Below are 24,632 nucleotides of genomic sequence, written 5' to 3' on the forward strand. Positions count from 1 at the left end.
TTTTAATTCACAGAGAAACTTAAAATGTAAGCCTAAAACCCAAGCTGTAGGTACGTGCATTTGGGTAGGAATTATAGTCCGCCCTGGCCGAATTGGACCCATTGTTCAGGGAGTTAACTTCCGGGTCAAAACCCATATAGTCAGTGATAAGCAAGAGATTGCTTCCCTGAAGGTAAATATTGGCACCTCTGATAAACTTATGGTTGATGACATTGAAGTCGTAGCTCAGCCTCAAATTCCTCAACCGCACAAAAGTAGCGTCCTCCACTGACAGGCTGTTTACCGTACTTCCTCCATACGATGTAGGATTTACGCCAGATGGCCATTGGGTGGATGGATTCTCAGGTGTCCATCGGTTCAAGAGTGGCTCCGCCATACGATTTCGCCTTACCTCTATAGGGTAAAGGGAGCTCAGTAGGTTTTGATTGAGCAATTGCTGGCCAAAATCACCCGCAAAAAACACATCCAAACTCAAATTGTCATACCTAAAGGTATTCCGAAAGCCCAGCGAAAAATCAGGAAAGGGACTTCCAATAACCGTTTTATCGGCATCAGTGATGGCACCATCGGGCAGCCCTTCAGGGCCACTGATGTCCCTGAATTTCGGATAGCCTGGCTCGGCATTAGGCTGGGCTGAATTGGCAATATCTTCCCCTTCCTGCCATATCCCATCCACCACATGGCCATAGTAGCTATTGAGCGGTTGACCTTCGGTCACAATGGTAATATCCGAGGTAAAGGGAAGTCCGCCCTGCAGGATTTGCTCGCTACTGGCCAAATCGGTTACTTCGTTTTTCACGCTTGTAAAATTGAAGCTGGTCGTCCATGTGAATTTTTCCCTGTCAATATTGAATGTTTCTATTCCAAGCTCGATTCCCTTGTTTTCTACAGCCCCCACGTTATCCAGAATTGAGTTAAAGCCAGAGGATTTTGGTAGCGGCAAATTGAGCAATAGGTCATCGGTATTACGGATAAAATAATCAGCTACCAGGTTCACTCGCCCATGCCACAGTTCCAGGTCTATGCCCACGTCGGTCTGGGTAGTTGTCTCCCATTTCAAATTGGGATTGGGAATCCTGGTAGCGGTAATGCCCTGCTGCTGTAGGCCATTGATCAGCGCCAGTCCTCCTGCTCCCAATGTGGAGAGCGACTGAAAGTTTCCGATACTCTGATTTCCGGTCTGCCCCCAGCTCGTTCTCAGCTTCAAGCTGGAAATCACTTCTGAGTTCCTCAGAAAAGGCTCTTCGGATAATTTCCACGATAAGGCCATACTTGGGAAGTAACCGTATTTGTTGTTTTCACCAAATTTTGAGGAGCCGTCCGCCCTCATCGAAAAGGTGAAATAGTACTTACCATTGTAGATATAATTGATTCTGGAGAGATAGGAAATCAATTTGCTGCTGTTTTTATAACTGTTCAGGTCGTCTCTTTCTGTATCACCGAGGCCAAAGTTATTGGTCAGCAAAGCGTCAGAAGGAAAACCATCAATACTTCCACTGAATCCCTTGTTCATAAAATCCTGAAAGGTATATCCAGCCAAAAAGTTAAACTGATGTGAAGACCAAGTTTTCTTATAATTGACCGTGGCCTCTACCATTTTATTGGATTTCTCGCCAGTAATGATGGTACCTATACCGCTTCCATTGGCTATTCCGGTCTTTGTGGTGGACTGTACATAAGTATCCTTGCGGGCATCCAGTTTATCAAAACCTACCGTCAGTTTCACATTGAGGTCTGGGATAATGGAATATTCACCAAAGACACTCCCCAAAAGCCGCGTATTTTCATCCTCGGTAAATACATCGGAAATGATCAGGGGATTGTCCATATCGATACTAAAATCCTGCAGAGGCGACCCATCAGGATTAAATTTATCGATAGTCGGATCTATTTCCATTGCAGAATTGACCACCCCTGCACTGGCATTAAAGCCTGTACCAAATGGCACATTGTCATTTTTCACATAGGAATTGGTTAGATTGATGCCATACTTGAACTTGTCGCTTGGCTTAAATTCAGCATTTACACGAGCTGACAGGCGCTCCATGCCTGAGCTCACTACGATTCCATCTTGGTTATAGTAACTGACCGAGGAGTAAAAGGAATTCTTCTCGTTTCCACCACTAACCGAAAGATTATGGTTTTGGATATAGCCAGTTCTGGTGATTTCATCCAGCCAATCGGTTTGTTCAGTTACTTCATCCATATTGTAAATGGGTGGTTGGCCGCTGCTCTCCTCGATGTCGTTTACCACTTGGGCAAATTGCCTCGAACTTAACAGATCCACCTTATTGGCCATGTGCTGGATACTGCCAGAAAAATCATACGTAACCCGTGTACCGCTTTGGGAACCTCTTTTGGTAGTGATCATAATGACACCATTGGCACCTCTGGAACCATAGATGGCCGTCGCTGATGCATCTTTGAGTACTTCAATAGAAGCGATATCATTGGGGTTGATCAGGTTTAGGGGGTTTTTGGGATTTCTGTTGTCACTAATACCTGAACCTGATCCAGAAATGGAGGGGCTATTGTCAATGGGCATCCCATCAATTACATAAAGTGGTTCATTGCCGGCATTGATAGAGCCTACTCCGCGAATTCTGACATTGACAGATCCTCCGGGTTCTGCACTGTTTTGGTTGATCTGTACCCCTGGCATCCTGCCGGTCATCATTTGATCGATATTCTGCAGGGATCCTAAGTTGAGCTCATCAGGTTTGACAGAAGCCACTGCGCCTGTTAAATCACTCTTTTTAACGGTTCCGTAACCTACCACTACTATTTCATCTAGATCAGAAAGATCTTCTTCCAGGGTGACATTTATAAATTCCTGATTGCCTACAGGAATTTCTTTGGAGGTAAACCCCAAATAAGAAAACACCAATACCTGCTCACTTGATGCACCAATGCTAAATTTCCCCTCCAAGTCGGTCACTGTCCCGCTGGAAGTACCTTTGATGACAATATTGACCCCGGGAAGGCTTTCTCCTTCCCTGTCAATTACCAATCCGCTGATTTGTGACTCCTGGGCAAAACTAAAAGATGCCATCAAACACAATATGCTCAATAGCCACCGCCCCTTCTTCATGGGCCATTGCTGTTGTAAAATTTTTCCTTTCATATGTTGGATTTATTGTAATGGAAAATAGGTCTAGTCATCCGTTATTACCCATTTGGGTAAAAGCAGGAAAACTTATTAGGTTATTTATCAAGACACATTTTCAAATAGACATTCGGAAACGTCTTAATTTGTCCAATGCTAATTGCTGGTTAAATGTACCATTAAGTAAAAATCACCGTTAGCACACATGTGCAAAAAATCTGTGACTATGTTTAAATGGGGTATAAATGATAAAAATTAGTTTTTCGAAAGTTCTTTCTCTCACCGAATAGTTTCTTTTGATAGTTTCCTTTCAGACAAAAAAGCTTGGGCAGTTCTTGGTGTCCCCTTTACTTCCCATCAAGTTCCCAAGCCACCAAAGATCGAGCAACCAAAAATCAACGAAGTCCCCAATGATGAGGAAATCCAAGAGAAATTCGAGCCTATTCTGGACATAGAATTTCCAGAGCAGCCCGTTATCAATACCCCAGCCCTCCCAACAGGTCCTCCTATAGAGGATAAGGCAGATGAAATCATAGACTTTGCCGAGAAGATGCCTGCTCCTCCAGGTGGCATGGAAGGCTGGAACAACTACCTCAGCAAAAATTTGAAATACCCCAGACAGGCCGTCCAATTGGGAATTGAAGGTACTGTGTTTTTGGCTTTTGTCGTGAACAAAGATGGTTCGATCCAAGATGTGGAAATTTTGAGAGGTGTGGGCGGTGGCTGTAGTGAAGAGGCTATCCGGGTGCTCGAAAATGCCCCTGACTGGAAACCAGGCCTCCAAGGAGGTCGACCAGTTAGGGTAAAAATGCGATTGCCCATTAAGTTCAAACTAAACTAGTTTCCACCAACCTATATCCCTGAGGCCGCTTACATAAGTGGCCTCTTTTGTTATTGGTAAGGCAATAAATAAATCATCCTTACTCTATTTGACAGGTTTTCGTATCACGTATCATGCTGAGCTCGGTTGTCAATAAGGTATCGACAGTGAGCCGCCTAAATAATGAATGACAATTTTCTTTATCGGGAACTAAATTTATGGTATTTTTGTCATCCTTTACCGAATGGGGCTGACCGGTTTTGACAGTAGGTGTGAAGACTGGGCTCGCATGTCGGGTGGAGCATGTACGCCCGTGAATAATTCATGCGATCTATAATTGGCGAATCTAATTACGCCATGGCTGCCTAATCAGACCCTAACAGGGACTGATACTGCTTAAAGGGTTGAGTCCGCTAGGCGGATTCCCCAGCCACATCCCGCAGCGCTCTGTCTTGGCAGCGCTGATCTTGGGGTGTCGACTTGCCAGGACTAGTGTTACCGATGCTATTAAAGTAATGCGAAACTCAAATAGCTAAGCGTGCCGGTAGCTGTGTCATCCAGCGGCCCAACGACGAAAACCCAATAGATGACTAAACATGTAGACGGTACAGTGTTTCCCTATCTGGACCAGGGTTCGACTCCCTGCAGCTCCACATTACAAAAACGAGGTGAAGACTCATCTCGTTTTTTATTTTTATTGCAAAAATCAATCAACAAACATTATTTTTACATATATATTAAGTTATTAATTCAAAAATTTGATCACCAAAAACCAGTTCTGTCAAAAATCATACGATTAAATAAATGATTCGATCAATCTCATTGGCTTAGCTAACAGGATCCGAACCAAATTTTAAACAGATTTATCACCAAATACCGTTAATTATTTCGAATTCATCAGCTAAACTCATTTTTAAAGTTAAAATTCAAAACAAACCTAAACCAACCGTTCTTCCAATTGTCCTTTCCAAAGGATATACCCCTTTCTTGGATCCGAATAATCATGGTTTAACCTACTGAACCTTTCCGGGTAGTTTTCAATAAAAGCTTGCCTTCCCTTATTCTTTATAAACTGGAGATCCGATTCTACCTCATCCAGTCTTTTTCCAAGCAGGGATTGGGAAATTCCTCTTCCATTAACCATGATTTCCGTGTGCCATATATAGGTAGCCTCTTCCGTATCCAAGGTTTCTAAAACGATATGGTAAAATTTATTCCCCTTTAGGATAAAGACGAACGAGAAAGGTTTTAGTAGAAACCTGATTTTTAACAAAGAACCTTCATGTTTTGATGCCAAGTACCTCAGTTGTTTGAAATGCCTGTATTTTTCATCTCCAATTAGGTTATTGATCAGTTGCTCTTCGGTAAAATGAGAGCCGGGAAATTGATTGGATTTTCTTAAATCTTCAAGATCAGAAGTAGACCTATTGTCATTTTGATGATTTGGATCATTTTTAATTTCATCGATGGCAAACTGAAACCTGAGACTCTCTATGGTGTCTTGATTAATCTTTTCCAAGTCTTCGGATTCAGCTTTTTGAGCCACTAACATTCCATTTTCAAATTCAGCAAAAATCTCCACATAGGCATACTTCATTTTTAGTGACTTGGAGAAGTATGGTTTTAATACTTCCAACTCGGGACGGACATATTCATTTTCCAGCTCAAATTCAATTTCTGTATTGAGTTCTTTGACGGGATAATTAAAGGCAATGCTGCCATACCTGAAATCCAATTTGTCCAGTGCAATTTTAACCGTCTTGTCAATGGTGACAGAACTCATTTCTCCAGGCTCGATTAGATCCATAAACAAGTCGGCTTCTTTCTTAAGTTTTCTATAATAGGTGTTCCTCTTCAAAAACAAACGGTCAAGATAATCAACCAAATAATCCCGATAATCATATATCACAGGGGCCAGTTCGGAGCGCTGTACCCTCCCTATATATTGGATAAGTTTGCCCTTGAAAGAAAAAGGATAGACCAAAAACAGCCTTGATATGTTTTGCAAATCCACACCTTCCCCCATCAACTGTCCGGTAGTAATCAAGACCTGGAAATCTCCTCTGGATATCTGGCCCCATTTATCCTTGCGGCTACGTTCATTATCTTCTCCACTCAACGTGATTACTTCAAAAACCCCTTTCAAATAGTGGTTTAACGTAGCGATATGCTCTCTTCTTTCTGTAATAACCACTACACTTCCCCCTTCATTCACCTCTTTTATAATATCTTTTATGATGAGCTGATTTCTGGCTGAATCGTTCACCAATATCTTTGAAAGTGTCTCAAAACTATCAGTTTTTGGATTGAACGGTACTTGCAAGGCGGTTTTCTTTACTTTCACCGTCGCCGGCCGATAATTCTTGATTTCCTTGGTATCAATACTGGCAATTACATCACCCAGATAAATAAAAATGAGCCTCCCATCATTTCCCTTTCTAAATGGTGTCGCCGTCAATCCATACAGGTAAAAAGTAGAGAGCCTGGACAAGTTAGTCCGAAAATTCTCTGCTGATATGCGGTGGCATTCATCAATTATGACCGTACCGAATGTGTCATAATATTCACTTGATTCAGGTTTGTCCAAAAACTTGCCCAGGCTTTGGAACATTGCAACGGTTACTTTTTCACCGATTTTAGCACGCCCTTGTCCAATTCTTCCTATTTCAACCTTCCTTAATCCCATAAAAGACTGGATTCTTTCCAACCATTGTTCCATAAGTTGTTTCCGATGGACGATAATAAGTGTTGGTTGTTTCTTATTGGCTATTATCTGTAAACCTATTATTGTCTTTCCTGTACCAGGGGGAGCCACAATAACCCCAAACTGCTTCTTTTCCGCTGCAGAGACTGCTTTCTCCTGATGTTCCCTTAGTTTAAAAGTGGTGTTAAAGGAGATTTTCAGTTGTAGTTTTCTTTCATCTTTAAATTCAAACAGAATGTTTTGGGCTGTACAAAACCTCACCAACTTACCCATAATACCCCTGGGGATGACAACATTATTTTCGGTTTCATCAATCAAACGGAAATGAGATGGTGTACCATGGGTGCTTCGTCCAACCTTCTTCTTTACGAAATAGGCTGAATTGGAAAAATTCAGTTCTTCCTTTAAAAAATCAGTTAACTCTGTTGTAATTGCAGACTTATTGAGTCGAATATTGTTACTCAGTTTGATCAATAACTTCTTTGAAGTATTGAACTCTGAGGGGCTTGATCCATGGTCGACCAATGTTAATTCGTTATATAATGCATCTAATCGGTCCACTGAAATCTTTTTGACGGATTTCAGGAAAGTCCACTGGTCCTGATATGGTTCCATATCATCATTCAGGAAACCACCATTTCCTTTTTCCAAAACGACTTGATTTAAGGGAAGCGCAATTAAATTACCAAGCCCTTTCCCTGATAGATAATCCTGATTTGGAAACAGTCGGTCAAAACTGGAAAACTTATCAAATTCAGAAATCGATTGGGATTCCTTTAGAAGATGGATAAGTATCTTTCTGCTTTTTCTCGCAGGATAGGAATTCTCGAAAAATATCCAAACATGCCCCCCATTTCCGGATCTTGATCTTTCAAGATATGCAGGAATGCTTTTGGATTTACATTGCTCTATTACTTTTTTGCATTCCTCTTCCCGATTTTTTCCATCAAAATCGGCAGCAATAAACCATGAAGTATTGTCCTGTAAAAGAGGGTAAATACCGATATGGTGTTCTCCATTAAGATGCTTCAGAACTTCAATGCCTTTTAACGGGATATAGCTTTTGTCCTTGTAGGTTTTGAATGTACCACCATTACGTTTATGGCGTCGACACATATAGGGATCATAATGGTATACGGGCATATATCCGGCTTTGGCTCCCTTCTCCCAGCGAACAGCAAAAACATCTGACCTCCCCTTAAAGAGCCCATTGAATATTTCCAGTTTATCCGATTCTGAATAAGTTATTACAAAATTCCCCATAAATTTCTTTGATATCCTTTTCTGTTTGCCAATGACTTCAAAAATGTTACATAATATAGATTTTAAGCGATAGGGGAAGTTAAGAAATCAAGATTACTTTATTATTCTTTAAGCTTTTAGTTAATTTGCCTATCTATATCCATCCAAAAAGTTCCGTATAACTGTCACAATAGAAAAATGTCCTTAATCGATCAAATTCAAAAAGGAGAGAGTAAAACGCTCGAATTAAAAGAAAGCCTTCCAAAAAATGAAAGTATCGCTAAAACAATAGTAGCTTTCTCAAACACAAGTGGCGGCAAACTGATCATTGGAGTGAATGATCAATTAAGCATTGTTGGCATTGATGATTCAACGTTATTTGAAATACAGGATAAGATTGCATCAATTATTTCTGACAGTTGTTTCCCTGGGATTATTCCTGATATCTACAGTGTAAATATAGAAAACAAACTTGTCTTGGTTGTTGAAGTAGTTCGTGGCAATCAAAAACCTTATTTTTTGAAAAGCAGAGGAAGGGAAGATGGTTGCTATGTTAGAATAGGTGCCACCAACCGTCTCGCAGATTCCACTACAATTGCCGAGCTTGAACGTCAAAAACATCATATAAGCTATGATGAGGAAGTTTATCACGACCTGGAGCTTAACAGACTTGACATGTCCCCCCTTCTTGACAAATTCAAACAAACGGGAAAGACTGTTACCAAGGAGAAGCTAGAAAACTTAAAACTAATGAACTACCCCGACGCAGAGCGATCGAGGTATCAAAATAATGTTAGTTGATTTGTATATAACTTTTTGTATTCTTTTTCTGTTCCTTGATCCTTTACGTAAGCCCTTATCACTTCTTCATTAGCGTATTGACCAACTGTATTGGCGTAAAATCCACTTGTCCAAAATTTTCCACCCCATAACTTCACCTTGATTTCTGGAAACCTCTTGAACAATTCTTTTGCCGTGATACTTTTCAACATCGTTATCATTTTTGAAACCGAATAGCTCGGAACACTTTGAACTAAAAAATGAACATGGCCTGGTTCGTGTCCTATCTCTACAAAATGTACTTCATATCGCTCCGAAATATCCAAGCAGATTTGCTTTAAACCTGCCCCTATTTCATCTGTTATAACTGATTTCCTGTACTTCAATGGAAAAACCAGATGATACAACAATAGTGTCTTATTATGCCTTTTGAAAATATGATCTCCCATTTCTCAAAAGTACACTTTTTCAAAGTGTCATGAAAAACTCTCTGTTTTTCAAACTTTTCAGCTGAACCCCGACGCAGAGCGTCGAGGAATTCTTCAGATTAAAACAATTAACGACAAAAACTATCCTTCAAATGCCTTGATGATTATTTTAGGAAAATTCCCTCACTGTCCTATTAAATGCGCCCGGTTTAAGGGAACTACCATGGAGACTTTTATCGATAAGAAGGAATATAGTGGCGATATTTTTACGGCTCTTGAAAACACCCAAAATTTTGTATTGAACCATATCAATCTTCAAGCCGAAATAAAAGGGCTATATAGGGATGAAAAATATGAAATCCCCGTGGTCGCTTTAAGGGAAGCTTTGGTTAATGCAATTATTCATCGGGACTATGTTAACCAAGGCAGGGATATCAAAGTGGGTATCTATGATGATATTGTGAATATTGTATCGCCTGGTAGCTTACCCTATAATATAACCATGGATGATATTTTTAATGGTCGTAGTGAAGTTCGCAATAGAGTATTGGCAAATGTATTTAAGGAGCTAGGTTTGATCGAGCAATGGGGAAGTGGAATTAACAGGATCATCAATACTTGTAAAAGCTATGGTCTTCAGTCCCCAATAATCCAAGAGAAGAATGACTATTTTGACATTGAATTTATTCGACCACAGGTAAGTGCATCCTCAAAGGAAAGCTTTTAGCAAGACCAACCAATAAGACAAGATCACGAACGATTACGAACGATTATGAACGATTAGAGAAAGAAAAACAAACCATCCTTTTATACTTACTTGAAAAAGGAAAAATCTCAAGGAAAGAGGCTACAATCCTATTGGACTTAAAAAACACAAAAACTTACGAAATTCTCACTGAAATGGTAGACAAAGATCTTATCAAAAAACAGGGCAAAGGGAGAGCCACTTACTACAAACTATAGTAGCTCCTCTCCAAACTTCCCTAAAACTATAAGCTTCTCTATCATTTCCATTTCATCCAAAATAGAGTTCGATCCACGTAACGCCAGCTCCACATTACTCATTGTAAACCCTTAAATTACAGCTAATTGCAAGGGGGTTTATTTTTCTAGTCACAAAGTTTATTTTTCTATAAAAAAATTTTTCTCGCCTCTATAATTTTACGGCTCTAAATGATTTAGTATGGCTAAACCTGCTAAACACTGTGACTCCTTTGTTTATGTTCGTAGGATGAATAGTTCACAGATTTTCGAGAAGCCTTGGTACGTAATGGAGATTAAAATGGACAAAGCCGAAGGTGCCTTTCGTCAGAAAAAACCAGCGAGAAGGCAATCACAATATAATTTAGCTTATGTCATGCTTCTTCAGGAATTCATTGAGCTCGAGTATGGTGGGATTTTTGAGAAAGTCGTCGCCAAACATGACTGTAGGAAATTTTAATTTCCCCTCATACAATGCACGTACCCTGGTGCCTGCTTCGGCATTGGTTTCCACATTAAAATCATTAAATTCTATCCATTTTCTTTGCATGTAATTGCGCAAGGCAGATGACTTGGGGCACCAATCTGTTCCGTATAGGTGCAATTTTAATTTAGGCATATTTAGTTGTCATTTTAGTAATTAAGGGATGGATTTTCTCCGCGTTGCTGACTATAAATGGCGTTACCGACATCAAAATAATGGACACCGCCAGAAAGATCTGATAATTGTTGGCGCTTATCAGTTCATACTCTAATCCGCTTTGGGCAAGTACAAAAGAAAACTCCCCGATTTGGGCGATGGAGAATCCTACGGCAAGTGCTGTTTTCCATTCCAGTCCCATCACTTTTACAGCAAGTATCCCGGCGGCAGCTTTTACGGCAAATGCAAATAATGTCCAGAACACAATCCATTCAAAATCAGTCACGAAAATTTCATAGTTCAGCAACATTCCCATAGAAATGAAAAAGAAACTCATAAACACATATCTGAAAGGCAAAAAGCAGGATATTGCCATATGGTTATAATCGGTTTCAGCAATGATCAAACCGGCGATAAAAGCACCCAAAGCCAAGGACAGGCCCAATTGCTCGGTAAGCAAAGCAATACCGGTAACGATAAAGATCAGGGCAATTAAAAACACCTCCTGACTCTGCACTTTCATAACCGTTTTTAAAAGGTACGGAATTACATAACGAGCCAGTAAATATGCTATGCCGCCCATCAATACCAACTTACCCAATAACCATCCAAGTGCAGGTAGCAAATCACCCCCTACGCCCGCAACAATAGGCGTAAATAGCATCAAAGGCACAATCATGATATCTTGAAAAAGCAGTACCGCCAGTATAAACTTGCCATGGAGAGTTGCTATCTTATTGGCATCCTGCAATGTCTTGATCACAATAGCGGTACTGCTCAGCGCATACAAAAATCCCCAAAATATACTTTCTTCCCAACCAGGCCGCATCACCAGCCAGATAAGTACTGCAGTAATGACAATGGTAAAGAACACCTGAGCGCTACCACCACCCAATACGTATCGCTGAATTTTCCTCAGGTTGGCAAATGAAAACTCCAGACCGATGGTAAACAAAAGCAGGATGATTCCTATTTCGGCATACACATCTACCTCTTCCATATCGGCAAAATAGGTGGAAGTATTCGGGCTGAGTAACACCCCCGTAATCAGATACCCGATGATGTACCTGATTTTAAGGAACCGGCAAATGATGATAACCGCTGTAGCCACTCCAAAAAGTGCACAGATGTTTATGAGAATGTGGTGCTGCATACGCTGTGGTTTTGGATTTTTGGCAATTAAAGGTGAGAATCAGTTTTGCTTTTTAAAGTACATGCTAAAGCATTACTATTCCGGCTTAACTCCTTTGTGGTTTATCAATGCTGCTCCAACGAATTATTTTAACGTCAGATTTTAAGATTTCTTTATTAGTGGGATCACCTTAGTGCCGATTAATTCAATGGACTGTAACAATTGCTGGTGTGATAATCCGGCGTTATCCATTTGGAAGGTAAATCGTTCTACACCGCCAAGTGCTTCGCTGTGCCTAGCTAATTTTTCAGCTACCTGTTCAGGTCCACCCACCACCAATACTCCCTCTGGAGCAATCAACGAATTGAATTGCGATCGGGTCACCGGTGGCCATCCTCGTTCTTTACCCAATTTTGTCCATAATTCAGCATAGCCCGGATAATAATCCGCAATGGCCCGCTCATAGGTTTCGGCCACATAACCGGGTGAATGCAGCCCGACCTTTAATTGATCTGGTGAAAATCCTGCCCGTCGGCCTGCTTCACGGTACAAATCTATCAGGGGACGAAAGCGAGCTGTTTCTCCGCCAATGACGGCCACCATAAGCGGTAACCCCAACGATCCGGCACGTACAAAAGATGCTGGTGTGCCGCCCACCCCCAGCCATATGGGTAGTTTTTTCTGCAAGGCTCTTGGGTAAACCGGTTGGTTATTCATGGCCGGTCTGAACTTTCCTGACCAGGTAATATATTCCTGGTCGCGTACCTGTAGCAGCATATCCAGTTTTTCAGCAAAAAGTGTATCATAGTCATCAAGATCAAATCCAAAAAGCGGGAAGGCCTCTATGGCAGACCCACGCCCAACGACCAGTTCTGCTCGTCCCTTTGAAATAAGATCCAGGGTGGCAAAACGCTGGTATACCCGCACGGGGTCATCGGTACTTAATACTTTAACCGCACTGTTCAGACGGATCCGTTTGGTGCGGGCAGCAGCGGCTGAGAGGATCACCGCTGGTGCAGAATCAAGAAATTCCTTTTTATGGTGCTCGCCAATCCCAAACACATGAAGTCCTGCTTCATCGGCCCTTACAATCCTGTCCAACAACTGTTCCATGGCATCTGCACTGCTCAGGGTGGTACTTCCGTACATGGCCGATGCAAAACTATCAATTCCTATTTCCATTATATTCTATATTGTAGATCGTTAAAACGGTACGTACTTACCCTGTTTTGGCCTTGCTGTTCATCCCAAAGGGACCATTCTGGTCTTTTTCATTTTTAAAGTTTTCAATCAAGAAAATATTACTTGAATAAATACTTTCCCTATCTCGAGCGATTGGTCATGCTCGAACATCGTCAATTTCCTTGTACGTGTCAAACACCTTCTTTGCGAAAGGGCACAATGGCAGGATTTTCAGATTGTTGTCTCGGGCATATTCCACTGCTGCCATCACCATTTGCTTGCCCATCCCTCTTCCACTGTAATTTTCCTCAACGCCAGTATGGTCAATAATAAACTTTGATTTACCAGCCCACACGTAGGTCATTTCCCCTGCAAATTTGTCGTTTTCATAAATAACAAAGCGTCCTTTTCTTCGGTCTTCTTCCCTTTCTATTTTTATCATTGTTTTATGTTTCTGTTTTAGGCTCAGTGCTCCCGAAGGACAGGCAGCAACCTGCACGATAAGTTCTTCCGAACTGGCGTTTTCCGGTTTCACCCATGGTCTTTCTTTGGGGTTGTACACCTGGGGCAAGGTCTTAACGCACAATCCAGCATGGATGCACTTTTCGGGTTTCCAAACAATGGTTACCTCACCGTTTGAATATTCTTTGGTTGACATAGCTGCTAAACTTTAAATATTATCCAGTTCGGGTACTTTCATTTTCTCAATATCCCAGTCGGCTTTCTTGGCTCCGGCGATATAGGCCGATTCCAAAAATCCAAGAAGGGCTGCACGTGGGTCGGTTGCTTTTAACAGATTGTTGTAGGTCAACAGCGCCATGGGACTGCCGTTACTGTCAACCCATTGGGCCGTAGAAGGTATCAAAGGTTCCTGATCCACTCCTGAGGGTGACGGGTAGGTATATGAGTAGAAAGCAGGTTCGGGCATTTTTTCATCACCTCCCCAAAAACCAAAACTGATGCACTCGTGCGAGTAGGCATCCTTGTCCGATATCCTGGCTTCTGCTGGCATAGCGGGTGCCTGCTTGCCCGAAAAGCGGGTCACAGCCAGATCCATGGAATGCCAGTAAAGATGTACCGGACAGGTTTTACCATAAAAGCGGCCGCTGAACTCTTTGAAAACACCATCTACCCACAGCAGAATTCGCCAGAAATTTTGCGTGTAGGTCTCTTCGTAGTGGTGGTATTGCGTGATTTGCTCAAATGGTTTACCAATAGTTACATCGTAGGGTTTATCCAGAATGGAAACGGAAATATTGAACCTCCTGAGGATTTCAGAAAGCTGCTGGTAGAAATCTGCCACGCTTGTTCCATGGAGCAAGGAGAAACCCGCAGCTTCCCCTTTACTGGTGCTCACTTCCAGTTGGTGCCGGTGCACATTGATCGTAATGTCAAAGGTATCCATTCCCTCATTGTAGGGGATGGGGCCGGTCGTGATGCCTTTGGTGGTCACATACTCGGTAACGTACCACCAATGGTTTTTGCGGGGGGTTGATTTCAAACGGATCTTTCCCATGATCTGTAAAAACAGGTGCAGGGTCATTTTCTTTTGTTCGTTTCCCTTGTAATCCAGAAGGGGCAATTGGGCTGAATGGTGCATAAAGAGATCGTATCTATAATTGCGAATGTAGGCTTCCCATACGGCGGATTGGACGCAAAAAGCGCTCATTGGCCTGTGCGGGGAATTCCATGGCCGTTGTTGTCTTACTTTCAATGTCTCACTAACAAATCTACCATGGGTAACAAGATTTTGCATTGATGTATGATAAGAACTGCTTCATGATTTATTTTTGACCAACTCCCGACGCACCCGGCTTAAACTTTCCGGTGTTATCCCCAGGTACGAAGCTACCATGGTCTGCGGTACCCTTAAAAGAATGTCGGGGTAAGTGTCCACAAACTGCAGATAGCGGTCTTCAGCAGAGGCACTCAGCAGCAGGTTGATCCTTTTCTGTAAATGGCGGATGTGGTTGTGAAGCAGCCGGGTATTGAAATCTGTGAATTCGGGAATTTTTTTACACAGCAGCTGAATAAAACTTTCATCTATCATAGTTACCTGGCTGTCTTCCAGTGCCTGAATAAAATAGACAGACGGCTTATTGAAATAGGCACTTTCCCGGTCACTCACAATCCAGTTTTCAGGAGCAAAAGAAATAATATGTTCCTTTCCTTTCTTATCAACTGAGAATTGCCGCAACAATCCTTTTTCCACAAAAAAGCCATGCTTGCAGATTTCTTTTTCACGCAGAAGGTATTGGCCTTTTTTGATTTTTTTTACGGGGCATTTTTCTATGATTGACGAGATTTCCCTTTCGTCAATCATAAGATTTAAGCTCAAATATGTCTTAAAATTGGTACTAATCATGTTACTACGAATGGTCCGATTTGAATATTCTCTACTTGTGCATAAAAAACAGCATCCTTGGTAGCGACAATCAACAGGGCTTCATCAGTAATTCAACCGACTTTACCACAAGGTAAAAATGAACTTTTTAAAGCTAAACCGAAACCAGCATACGATATTTTTTTTAAAGCAGCAGTTATAATCTTAATCAAAAGTTTGTAGTTAACCGAATAACACAGAATGGAAATAACCCCAAATGACTCATAATCTGCAATTTAGACACAATGAGATGTTATATACCAAAAAAGAATTTTCCTTATCTCAGAACGAATCATTTTAGGTATACCCTTCATTACAGCCAACCCCTGTTGATGAAGTACATCTGGACTTTCAGCACGTTTATAAACCCTAGCGACAGCCCAATATCCTTTCCTATGCAGCCTTCACAAACATATTCTCCCTGAAGGCCTCCCCTGCCGCCCATGGGTAAGGGACAATATGGAAACTAGTGTTATATTATCCTTCAAAAACAACCTTACAGCTGATTATATCGAACATAAATGTATAAATCCACTTATGACCTCCATAATTTTATTCGCTTCTTGAACATTAAAAAACCAGAAAGGACCTCCATTCTGGTTTTTGAACTAATAAACCCCTAATATGAACATGGCTATGCAAATCACCATACTACATATTAACTAATACCAACTTACCTTGGTGTTTTTAATGTATCTCACCTTTCTTTGGAGCTGGCATTTTTACTCTTAAAGAAAGTTTTCGATGTGCTCTATTAGAAAATGTGAATCAAATAGATGCCGCTCGTCTTTAAGATGAAAAGAAGTCGTATTATTTTAAATAACACCTTACTGTCATTTATTGCTCCATACCAAAGTGCATCGATATAGCTGATAGCTTTGGAAAAAATCAGGAAGGACCCCTTCCCGATTTTCAAATCTAGTATAACCCTAAATGATCATGAAACACGAAATTTAACTTTCTTACTACCATATCCCTATCGCTCTCTTATTTGGACATATTGCCCATTGGGTCTATGGTTTTTATACTCCCATCATTCAGATGTTCCAGCGACGCCATTTTTATATTCCTTAGATGGGTCTTCCCGGACAATTGGGTGTCGTGGTAGAACAGGTACCACTGATCGTCCACTTTTACTATGGAATGGTGATTTGTCCATCCCTGTACGGGCTCCAATATCACTCCCTGGTAGGTAAACGGACCATAGGGACTGCTACCCGTTGCGTAAGCGATATTATGCGTATCTCCCGTGGAATAGGAGAAATAATAGGTCCCTGCATGTTTGTGTACCCATGCTGCCTCAAAAAATCGCCTATCATGATCTCCCGCTTTAATAGGCTCACCTCCTTTGTCCAAAATAATCACCTCCCGTGGTTCTTCCGAAAACTCGATCATGTTATCAGCCAATTTGGCTACTTTAGGAGCAATCGCCGGTTCATGATCTGCGGGTTCATCCGCATAGGGACTGTCACTGGTCGAAAGATATTTTCCTGTCCTCCATTTTTGGAGCTGCCCTCCCCAAATTCCTCCCCAATACATATAATACTCTCCTTGGTCATCCTTAAATACGGCCGGGTCAATGCTAAAACTACCCGATATAGGCCTATCCATGGGTTCAAAAGGACCACTAGGACTGGTAGACACCGCGACGCCAATTCTAAAAATATCTGCCGTATCCTTAGCAGGAAAATACAGGAAATATTTCCCGTCCCTTTCGGCAGCATCCGGAGCCCACATTTGCCTTTTGGCCCATTTTACTTCATTAACATCGAGCACCTTACCATGGTCCACTACCTCTGCGGTGGGGCTATCCATCGAATACACATGGTAATCCTTCATGTTAAAATGCCCGCCTGTATCATCCTCTTCCACTTCGGATTCCACGTCGTGGGAAGGATAAATGAATATTTTACCTTCAAATACGTGAGCGGATGGATCCGCCGTATAAGGTGATTGGATCAGTGGTTCATGAAGATAGGATACCTCCGTGGAATCCGCATTATCCTGAGTATCCTGTTCAACAGGTTTACTTTTGCAAGCCATCATCGTTGCAGCGGCCATCCAAAAGTACCGATGATGCTTAAATCGAAATGTAAACACCAAGGGTTTACCGATAATAAAATGAAAATTCGTTTTTCTCATGATATAAATTAATAAATTTCAACTACAATCCTTAAACCACATATTTTTAAAAGCAATCAAATTGCGTCAAGGGAAATCGTTTCTGTTAATCCAACACTGACCAATTGCCCAGCCTATTTTCCATAGCCAATAAAGCAGATTTTGCATTTCTTTTACTTGAAAGAAAGTTGACCTTGGAAAGCCTGTTGTATTTTGGTACCATTCTTATAGGTTTTCTTCAAATGCAACAATTTATCGAAAAGGTATTTTTTTAATCTGTAGTCTTGATCAAAAAACAGCGGATAAGCTGTCCTTCCTGGAATTGGCCAATTGTTCAGCCAACTGTCCTGGTCCCTTACGCCCCAAAAAGTCACCCTGTCTATATGGTCCTTATATTTCAGGAACAACTTGAAAATATCCCGGTACCTGTTGGCCAACATTTCTTTCAACTCATTGGGTAAGCCATTTTGATAAGGATCATATTGGGCTTCATAAGGGAAGTTGGCGTCTATATCAGCACCTTGGCGGCCACTGGGATTGGGCAATACGTCGATATCAAGTTCTGTTATGGAAATGTTGAACCCGCGGTCCACAATTTTCTGGATGGCCTCCTCCAACTGCCCTATGGTTGGGTACTCCAGGCCCAAATGACATTGCATGCCAATACCATGGATTTCTACGCCCTCCTCGCGCATTCTTGAAACAAAGGACAGGATGCCATCAGTCTTCTTTGGTTTCCAAACATTATAATCATTATAGTACAATTCTGCTTGTGGATCGATTTTATGGGCAGCTTCGAACGCCAATTTTATAAAATCTTCTCCCAATACATTGAACCAGGTTGACCGTCTAAATTGGCCATCATCTGTAAATGCTTCGTTGACCACATCCCATATGTCAATCCTTCCTTTGTAGCGACGCATTACCATTTGGATATGGCTTTTCATCAGGAAGGATAGTTCCTCACGTGACCTGCCCGTCCCATCTTTATGCTGAAAAACCCAATCAGGTGTTTGTTTATGCCATACCAGGGTATGGCCAACCAAGTGACTATCCATACCTTCTCCCATTTCAACGTACCTATCTGCCCGATCAAAATTGAATCTGTCAGGCTCTGGGTGGATACTTTGCCATTTCAATAAATTCTCAGGGCTAAGGCTATTGAAATTACTCCTGAGTGGCACCATCAGCTCTTGGGACTGATTTTGGACATCACGACCGGATAATGCCGTTCCGATATAAAAATCTCCGGCAAACAGGTCTTTAATCCCTGATGTATTTTCAAAATTCCTTAAGGGTAAATAGATGCCATACCATATGACAGACAGTGAGATAGGGATGAGGTAAATTTTCATTTTTTAGTTAGGTTGTTTCGGGCAATTGCTTTTTTAATTAGGGTTCCCCCACTTAAGCATAACCAAATATACCTTCATCCAAGATTAGATAAAAACCCTACAAATCATTGCAATACATTCATTATCAGTATTATACATAATTATAATCGCTTACATGAAGAGAAAAAATCTATCTATACCGCTACCGTCGGCAGTTCTAGGCTATCCTAAAAAAGGAAAAACAGGAATAAACCGTGCAGATAGAACATGTAGAACGAGCCATTGTTATTGCGGATAAATCAAACCGCTAATAACCAGCGATTTATAAGTTTTATTACTTAAATAAAACTCACCTGAACACGCTGAGCAGCAATTCTCCCTCGGAGTCAAATTACCTTTTCAAGGTTAGTTATTAGGAATTTTTTACCTAAAGGCAAAATAGCATAGGTAGAAATCGTAGATATCACTATATTCAATACCACTTTATGTCATCAACCCAGCAAAATAACCGTGATTAGACTACTCTCTCATTTTCTATGGATATTTCTATCGATGTTTTTATTGGTATCGGCAAATGCAGCTGGCCAAGAACGATCTGTAATTGATTTGCAAAAGGATTCCAAATGGATTCCTGAAATCATTCAACGTCTTGATTATTTCGTTGATACCACCAATACACTGGATATCAAAAAGGTGACCTCTCCTGGTTTTCAGGAAATGTTCAGGCACATATCTGACCCGCATATTGTGTATGAAAACATTGCTGATTTTATATGGATCAGGATGACAGTGGCCAACCATCAACAGAACGACCATTACAGCTGGTATTTCGAATCCTGGGGATATGACCTTGATGAGATCACCTTCTATTCACCGCAAGGGGACAAAGGCTATTTTCCTATGAAAGCTGGCTACGATTATCCCTTTGGAGACCGGGATATCCTGCATAAAAATTTCAATTACTTTCTCAATATCCGTCCTGGAGAGACCAAAACCTATTATATTAAAATCAGGAGAAGCTATCCTTTGACCTTTTCGTTCCACCTACGAACCAATGATGAATTTATCTCCCATTCCCTAAATGAATACTTTTTTTTGGGGCTTTATTATGGCATTTTGCTACTCATTCTCACCCTTCACTTATACCTTGTGGTAAAATTAAAGGAGAATCTCTACCTGTTTTCCTCTATTTTGATCTTATCCAGCATTTGGTTTTCCCTTGGTAGGGACGGCCTTGGATTCCAGTATTTATGGCCATCAGTCCCCGGCATTAACTCGATCACCAATTTCAGTAGCTTGACGGAGCTATTTGTCATTATCTCCACCTTGCTTTTCTCTTATTTCTTTGTCCAAAAATATAAGAAGAACCCTAAACTCAGGTCCCTGACGTTGGCTGCCATAGCCATCATGGTGGGCATGTTCTTAAATCAAAATTATGGACTGGTCATGGATGCCATACCCTATATGGTCATATCCTTTCTGATCTTACTGGTTCCGTTCACCATTGGCCTAAGGTCACTTCTTTCCATGGGCAGGTTTTCATTATCCTATACGTTGGCCTATGTATGTCTTTTTCTTATCATTATCCACAGCTATACCCGTGCCTTTGCACTGTTCAATGATCCTGTATTAAACTGGTATTTTGTCCACCCGGTCATCATTGTGGAAATGGTCCTGTTTTCCCTTTCCATCCTTAACCAGATCAAATATTTACAGGAAGAGTATAAAAAGGCCAACCTGGAAAAAACAACTGCCCTGGAAGAAAAAAACCGGGTAACCTATGAAATGAACAACAAGCTCCATCAAAAGGTAAAAGAGCGAACGGAGGAAATCGAGAACATGGCATCTGACCTTGCCCAGAAGAATGTTGCCCTCCAGACCACCAACCTCAAGCTTGAAGAGTTGAATACCCAGATTTCAAATATCAATCGATACCTGAAAGAAAACAACGACAAGCTTCGGAGCAATGTGGAAGAAATCACCAAGGACATGGCCTTGATGAAAGGATTTGAATTTGAGGATTTCAAAAAAGTCTTTCCGGACAAAGAAACTTGTCTAAAGTTCCTGTCAGAATTAAAATGGCAACAAAAATTCATCTGTAAAAAGTGTGGGTACAACAAATCCACTGAAAGCAGGAACCATGGACGCAGGTGCAAAAACTGTAATTATTATGAATCTCCTACCGCGGACACCTTGTTCCATAAATTGAAATTCCCCATCGAAAAGGCCTTTTACATCCTGTATCTCTCCAACAGAAAGGATGTAGAGCTTACCCTAAATGAACTATCCGAAATTTTGGACCTAAGAAGGGAAACCTGTTGGGCATTCAAGAACAAAATTGCCCAGGCCATGGAGAAAGTCGGGCATAATAAAGATCTCAGCGGTTGGGAAACCTTGGCTTTGGTCCATTTGGAGTAAAAGCCCCGGTCCTCTTCCTTGCTTTCTAGGGATTCCTATCAAAACGCAGGGGGCCATACATCATTGTCCCTTCCAAATTTGCTTGGGACAATGATGTATTCTAAAACCAGCACGGTTTTTATAGCCTTGGAACCACCAACTTCAGTTCGATTTTAAAAGCGTCACTGCAAGCTTGTCTGGAGCCAAACAGGGCTTAGAGGGAGATTTAAAGGGAGCAAGCCGCGGCAGTTTCAGTATTTCGGGATTGCCAAACCCTCCTAAAAAGGGCCATCTTGGGCAGACAGGTTCGAAATGACGTTTTTAATATTATAAAACTCAGGTTACCACAAAAAGTGACACACCGACTAAAGTTCTGCAAGTTCCTGACTCCCTACGACCAGTACTTCCCCACTCACTACCTCTGTGGATTCCGCGTCCAGATCACCGCTAAATCCAGGCTGCTCGCCCCCTACATGAACCTTGAACGTCCCCTCCTCGATGATCCTTTTGGACTGTTCATTGATCATGGAAAGCTGTCTGGGAGATAGGGTAAATTTCACCACTTTGCTTTCTCCCGGTTTTAGGTGTATTCGTTCAAATGCCTCCAGCTGCCGAATAGGCCTCTCGGTGGAAGCCTCTTGGTCTGTCAGGTACAACTGAATCACCTCATCTCCTGCCCTATCTCCGGAATTGGTGACCTTTACATGGACTGACATTTCTTCTCCCGCCTTTACCTGGGAGGGGACTGTCAGGTCCGAATACTCAAAACGAGTGTAACTGAGCCCATAGCCAAATGGATAGAGTGGTACTCCTTCAAAATATCGATAGGTTCTACCGCTCATATCATAATCTTCAAATGGTGGCAAATCCTCAACGGACCGATAATAGGTAATGGGCAATCTACCAGCAGGGTTATAATCCCCGAACATTACGTCTGCAAGTGCATTTCCCCCTTCCTCTCCAGGATAACCGACACTGATGATAGCATCCACATTTTCCTTTGCCCAGTTGATGGCCATGGCACTGCCCGCATTTAATACCAAAATCACGGGCTTACCTGTTGCTTTCACCGCCTTGAGCAAAGCTTCCTGTTGGGCCGGCAGGGTGATGGTGGTACGGTCTCCTCCATCAAACCCCGGGGTGACTACATCCATGCTTTCCCCTTCCAGCCTTTGGGACAATCCCAGCACTACCACGGCCAAGTCGGCACTTTTTGCCAGTGCCACCGCTTCATCCATTTTGTCCACATCCGGTCTTGCCCATAGCGCCTGGGCAAGGGCATTGGTCTCATCACTGAAGTAGCTCACCTCAACTCTGTACCTTTTCCCCTCTTCCAGAGAAACTATATCGGTGGCATATCTGCCCCGGTGGATGGTGCCTTCCCCATTCGATATTTCCTTTCCATTGATCCGTATTTTCATGCCCCTTTTTGAAAACACTCCGAATTCATATCGGCCGCTTGCCGGAGGCACCAGGTATCCTTTCCACTTCACCGAGAAATTATCGACCAATTCTTTGGAGATGGGCTGGTGTTCCCATGAAAAATCAATTTGATCATCTATACGCTCCAAAACCGGTTCTCCCTCCCAATTTACATTATCGTAATAGGAAGCTTCCAGTCCCTGACGTCCATCATCGGTTTCAAAATAGGCGGAAGGAATGGGCTTTAGGTTATAAAAACCTTCTGCAGGATGTGTACCTGCTGAGTACAGCACCTCCGCCTTTGGTCCCACTTTGTGCTTTATTCCCTCCAGAAAGGTGACCGGCTTTTTGGGGATGCCATGGTAATTTCCAAGAAGTGACTCTACGTGGTCCGCATTGGGACCTATTACCGCTATCCTTTTGACCTGATCCACCGATAAGGGCAGTAAATTATCCTGGTTTTTAAGCAGCACCATGCTTTTCTGGGCCGCTTGTCTAGCCAGGGTATTGTGCGCTTCCGAACAGACTATGCCAAAGGGAATCTGCGCAAAGGAAACCACATCTTCAGGATCAAACATCCCAAGTTTGAACCGGGCCAAGAACAATCTTTTCACTGCTGTATCGATTTCCTCTTCACTTACCAAGCTCTGGGCTACCGCTTCGGTCAGGTGGACATAATAACTTCCACAATTCAGGTCACAGCCACCTGAAACCCCGATAGCGGCAGCTTCCGCTTCAGTATTGGCGAGGTGATGTCCTGTCTGAATGTCCTGAATAGCCCCGCAGTCCGACACCACGTAGCCTTCGAATCCCCACTGCTTTCTTAGCACCTCGTTCAACAGAAAATCATGGCCGCTGCATGATTCTCCCCTAAACCGGTTGTAGGCACCCATGATGGAATACACTCCTGCCTCCTTTACTGTTTTGCGGAATGCCGGAAGATAGGTTTCATATAGGTCCCGATCACTCACATCCACATCAAAAGAATGGCGAAGCGGTTCTGGCCCGGAATGGACTGCGAAATGCTTGGAGGTAGCAATGGTCTTTAGGTACTTTCCATCATATTCCTGCAATCCCTCAATAAACCGGGAAGCCAACTCGCCGGTAAGGTAAGGATCCTCTCCGTAGGTTTCATGTCCCCTTCCCCATCGCGGGTCCCGAAAGATATTGATGTTGGGCGACCAAAAATCCAGCCCGGTGTAAATCCCCCGTTTGCCATTTCGGATAAACTCATGGTGCTTGGCCCTGGCCTCATCCGAAATAACCGAACCTATTTCACTCAAAAGGTTTTTGTCAAATGAGGCAGCTACAGAAATGGACTGGGGAAAGACCGTGGCATACCCTGCCCTGGCCACTCCATGAAGGCATTCGTTCCACCAATTGTATTGGGGTACTTTCAGGCGTGGAATGGCCGGGGAATCATTCATCATTTGGCTGACTTTCTCCTCAAGTGTCATCTGATTTACTAAAATATCCACCCGCTCTTCGAAGTTTTTATCGATGTCCAAAAAGGAAAAATCAGGCTCGCTTTCTTGGGCATGGCTACCCATATTTCCGGTCATTAAGTATAACAGCAACCCTAGTTTAAAGAACCTAAATCTAATGGTACTAAAACAAAACCCTATTTTGGGTATTGGTGGTTTTTCTAAAGTTTTCATTTTCATAATGAGGTCATTTTGATGAAATCATTTTTCTGTTTTTTTCTAATCTCCTATCATTTTGTACCATGGAGAATCTTCCCTGTAAAAGATCACCTCGTCGGGATCCCAATCGTAAAGGGCTTCTTTTACCATGTCCTAGGCATTTACCTCTCCCTTGTACCCGGAACACAATGGTCGTAATATGTTCTTCCAATTGGCCCAAAGCAATTTCCTTGGATAAAAACGCTTCCCGTTCATCATAAGACATCCAACCCAACGTCTGAGCGTGCTAGATGTCCGATGTTAGGGTTTTAGGTATA

15 protein-coding genes, 1 other RNA gene and 1 pseudogene are annotated in these 24,632 nt (G+C 42.1%); 5 read left to right on the forward strand and 12 right to left on the reverse strand.

The window, feature by feature from the left end; all coding sequences use genetic code 11:
- Positions 1–19 precede the first annotated feature (19 nt).
- The gene (locus FKX85_RS19195; protein ID WP_141616269.1) at positions 20–3,124 is read right to left on the reverse strand and encodes a SusC/RagA family TonB-linked outer membrane protein; all 3,105 of its coding nucleotides are present in this window, start codon (positions 3,122–3,124) and stop codon (positions 20–22) included.
- A 313-nt stretch (positions 3,125–3,437) separates the two neighbouring features.
- Here FKX85_RS19195 and FKX85_RS19200 point away from each other — a divergent pair.
- Both FKX85_RS19200 and ssrA read left to right on the forward strand, forming a co-directional pair.
- A pseudogene (locus FKX85_RS19200) lies at positions 3,438–3,947 on the forward strand (TonB family protein); the annotation flags it as partial.
- A 225-nt stretch (positions 3,948–4,172) separates the two neighbouring features.
- Positions 4,173–4,582, forward strand: a transfer-messenger RNA (tmRNA) gene (ssrA, locus tag FKX85_RS19205).
- 281 nt (positions 4,583–4,863) lie between these two features.
- On the opposite strand, the gene FKX85_RS19210 is transcribed toward ssrA, so the two are convergent.
- Positions 4,864–7,893, reverse strand: a complete 3,030-nt coding sequence (locus FKX85_RS19210) for a TOTE conflict system archaeo-eukaryotic primase domain-containing protein (RefSeq protein ID WP_141616271.1) — start codon at positions 7,891–7,893, stop codon at positions 4,864–4,866.
- Positions 7,894–8,070: 177 nt separating this feature from the next.
- On the opposite strand from FKX85_RS19210, the gene FKX85_RS19215 reads away from it, so the two are divergent.
- Positions 8,071–8,673: an AlbA family DNA-binding domain-containing protein gene (locus FKX85_RS19215; RefSeq protein ID WP_229239687.1), complete on the forward strand. Its 603-nt coding sequence runs from the start codon at positions 8,071–8,073 to the stop codon at positions 8,671–8,673.
- Here FKX85_RS19215 and tnpA read toward each other — a convergent pair.
- Entirely contained in the window at positions 8,655–9,101 is a 447-nt protein-coding gene (gene tnpA, locus FKX85_RS19220; RefSeq protein ID WP_141616272.1) for an IS200/IS605 family transposase, read from the reverse strand. The genes FKX85_RS19215 and tnpA overlap by 19 nt on opposite strands.
- Before the next feature lie 202 nt (positions 9,102–9,303).
- Between tnpA and FKX85_RS19225 the strand changes: the two genes are divergently transcribed.
- Positions 9,304–9,807, forward strand: a complete 504-nt coding sequence (locus FKX85_RS19225; RefSeq protein ID WP_210416869.1) for an ATP-binding protein — start codon at positions 9,304–9,306, stop codon at positions 9,805–9,807.
- Positions 9,808–10,425: 618 nt separating this feature from the next.
- On the opposite strand, the gene FKX85_RS19230 is transcribed toward FKX85_RS19225, so the two are convergent.
- From FKX85_RS19230 to FKX85_RS19270, 8 genes are all read right to left on the reverse strand, one after another.
- On the reverse strand, positions 10,426–10,680 hold the full coding sequence (locus tag FKX85_RS19230; protein ID WP_141616273.1) for a glutaredoxin family protein: 255 nt from the start codon (positions 10,678–10,680) through the stop codon (positions 10,426–10,428).
- On the reverse strand, positions 10,673–11,854 hold the full coding sequence (locus FKX85_RS19235) for a cation:proton antiporter (protein ID WP_141616274.1): 1,182 nt from the start codon (positions 11,852–11,854) through the stop codon (positions 10,673–10,675). Before FKX85_RS19235 ends, FKX85_RS19230 begins: the two co-directional genes overlap by 8 nt.
- A gap of 141 nt (positions 11,855–11,995) precedes the next feature.
- Positions 11,996–13,015 (reverse strand): LLM class flavin-dependent oxidoreductase, encoded by a 1,020-nt coding sequence (locus FKX85_RS19240; RefSeq protein ID WP_141616275.1) that lies wholly within the window; start codon positions 13,013–13,015, stop codon positions 11,996–11,998.
- Positions 13,016–13,172: 157 nt separating this feature from the next.
- Entirely contained in the window at positions 13,173–13,673 is a 501-nt protein-coding gene (locus FKX85_RS21695) for a GNAT family N-acetyltransferase (protein WP_229239688.1), read from the reverse strand.
- A gap of 12 nt (positions 13,674–13,685) precedes the next feature.
- Positions 13,686–14,771 carry a DUF5996 family protein gene (locus FKX85_RS19255; protein ID WP_229239689.1) on the reverse strand — a complete coding sequence of 362 codons (1,086 nt, stop codon included), beginning with the start codon at positions 14,769–14,771 and terminating at the stop codon, positions 13,686–13,688.
- 21 nt (positions 14,772–14,792) lie between these two features.
- Positions 14,793–15,338 carry a Crp/Fnr family transcriptional regulator gene (locus FKX85_RS19260; RefSeq protein ID WP_229239690.1) on the reverse strand — a complete coding sequence of 182 codons (546 nt, stop codon included), beginning with the start codon at positions 15,336–15,338 and terminating at the stop codon, positions 14,793–14,795.
- 1,047 nt (positions 15,339–16,385) lie between these two features.
- Positions 16,386–17,540 carry a glycoside hydrolase family 43 protein gene (locus FKX85_RS19265; protein WP_394344989.1) on the reverse strand — a complete coding sequence of 385 codons (1,155 nt, stop codon included), beginning with the start codon at positions 17,538–17,540 and terminating at the stop codon, positions 16,386–16,388.
- A 152-nt stretch (positions 17,541–17,692) separates the two neighbouring features.
- On the reverse strand, positions 17,693–18,874 hold the full coding sequence (locus FKX85_RS19270; RefSeq protein WP_141616277.1) for an endo-1,4-beta-xylanase: 1,182 nt from the start codon (positions 18,872–18,874) through the stop codon (positions 17,693–17,695).
- A gap of 489 nt (positions 18,875–19,363) precedes the next feature.
- Between FKX85_RS19270 and FKX85_RS19275 the strand changes: the two genes are divergently transcribed.
- Positions 19,364–21,271 carry a 7TM-DISM domain-containing protein gene (locus FKX85_RS19275; protein ID WP_229239691.1) on the forward strand — a complete coding sequence of 636 codons (1,908 nt, stop codon included), beginning with the start codon at positions 19,364–19,366 and terminating at the stop codon, positions 21,269–21,271.
- 344 nt (positions 21,272–21,615) lie between these two features.
- Here FKX85_RS19275 and FKX85_RS19280 read toward each other — a convergent pair whose 3' ends face one another.
- The gene (locus tag FKX85_RS19280) at positions 21,616–24,330 is read right to left on the reverse strand and encodes a glycoside hydrolase family 3 C-terminal domain-containing protein (RefSeq protein WP_229239692.1); all 2,715 of its coding nucleotides are present in this window, start codon (positions 24,328–24,330) and stop codon (positions 21,616–21,618) included.
- Positions 24,331–24,632 lie beyond the last annotated feature (302 nt).

Origin of the sequence: Echinicola soli (genome assembly GCF_006575665.1) — a bacterium.
GTDB lineage: Bacteria > Bacteroidota > Bacteroidia > Cytophagales > Cyclobacteriaceae > Echinicola > Echinicola soli.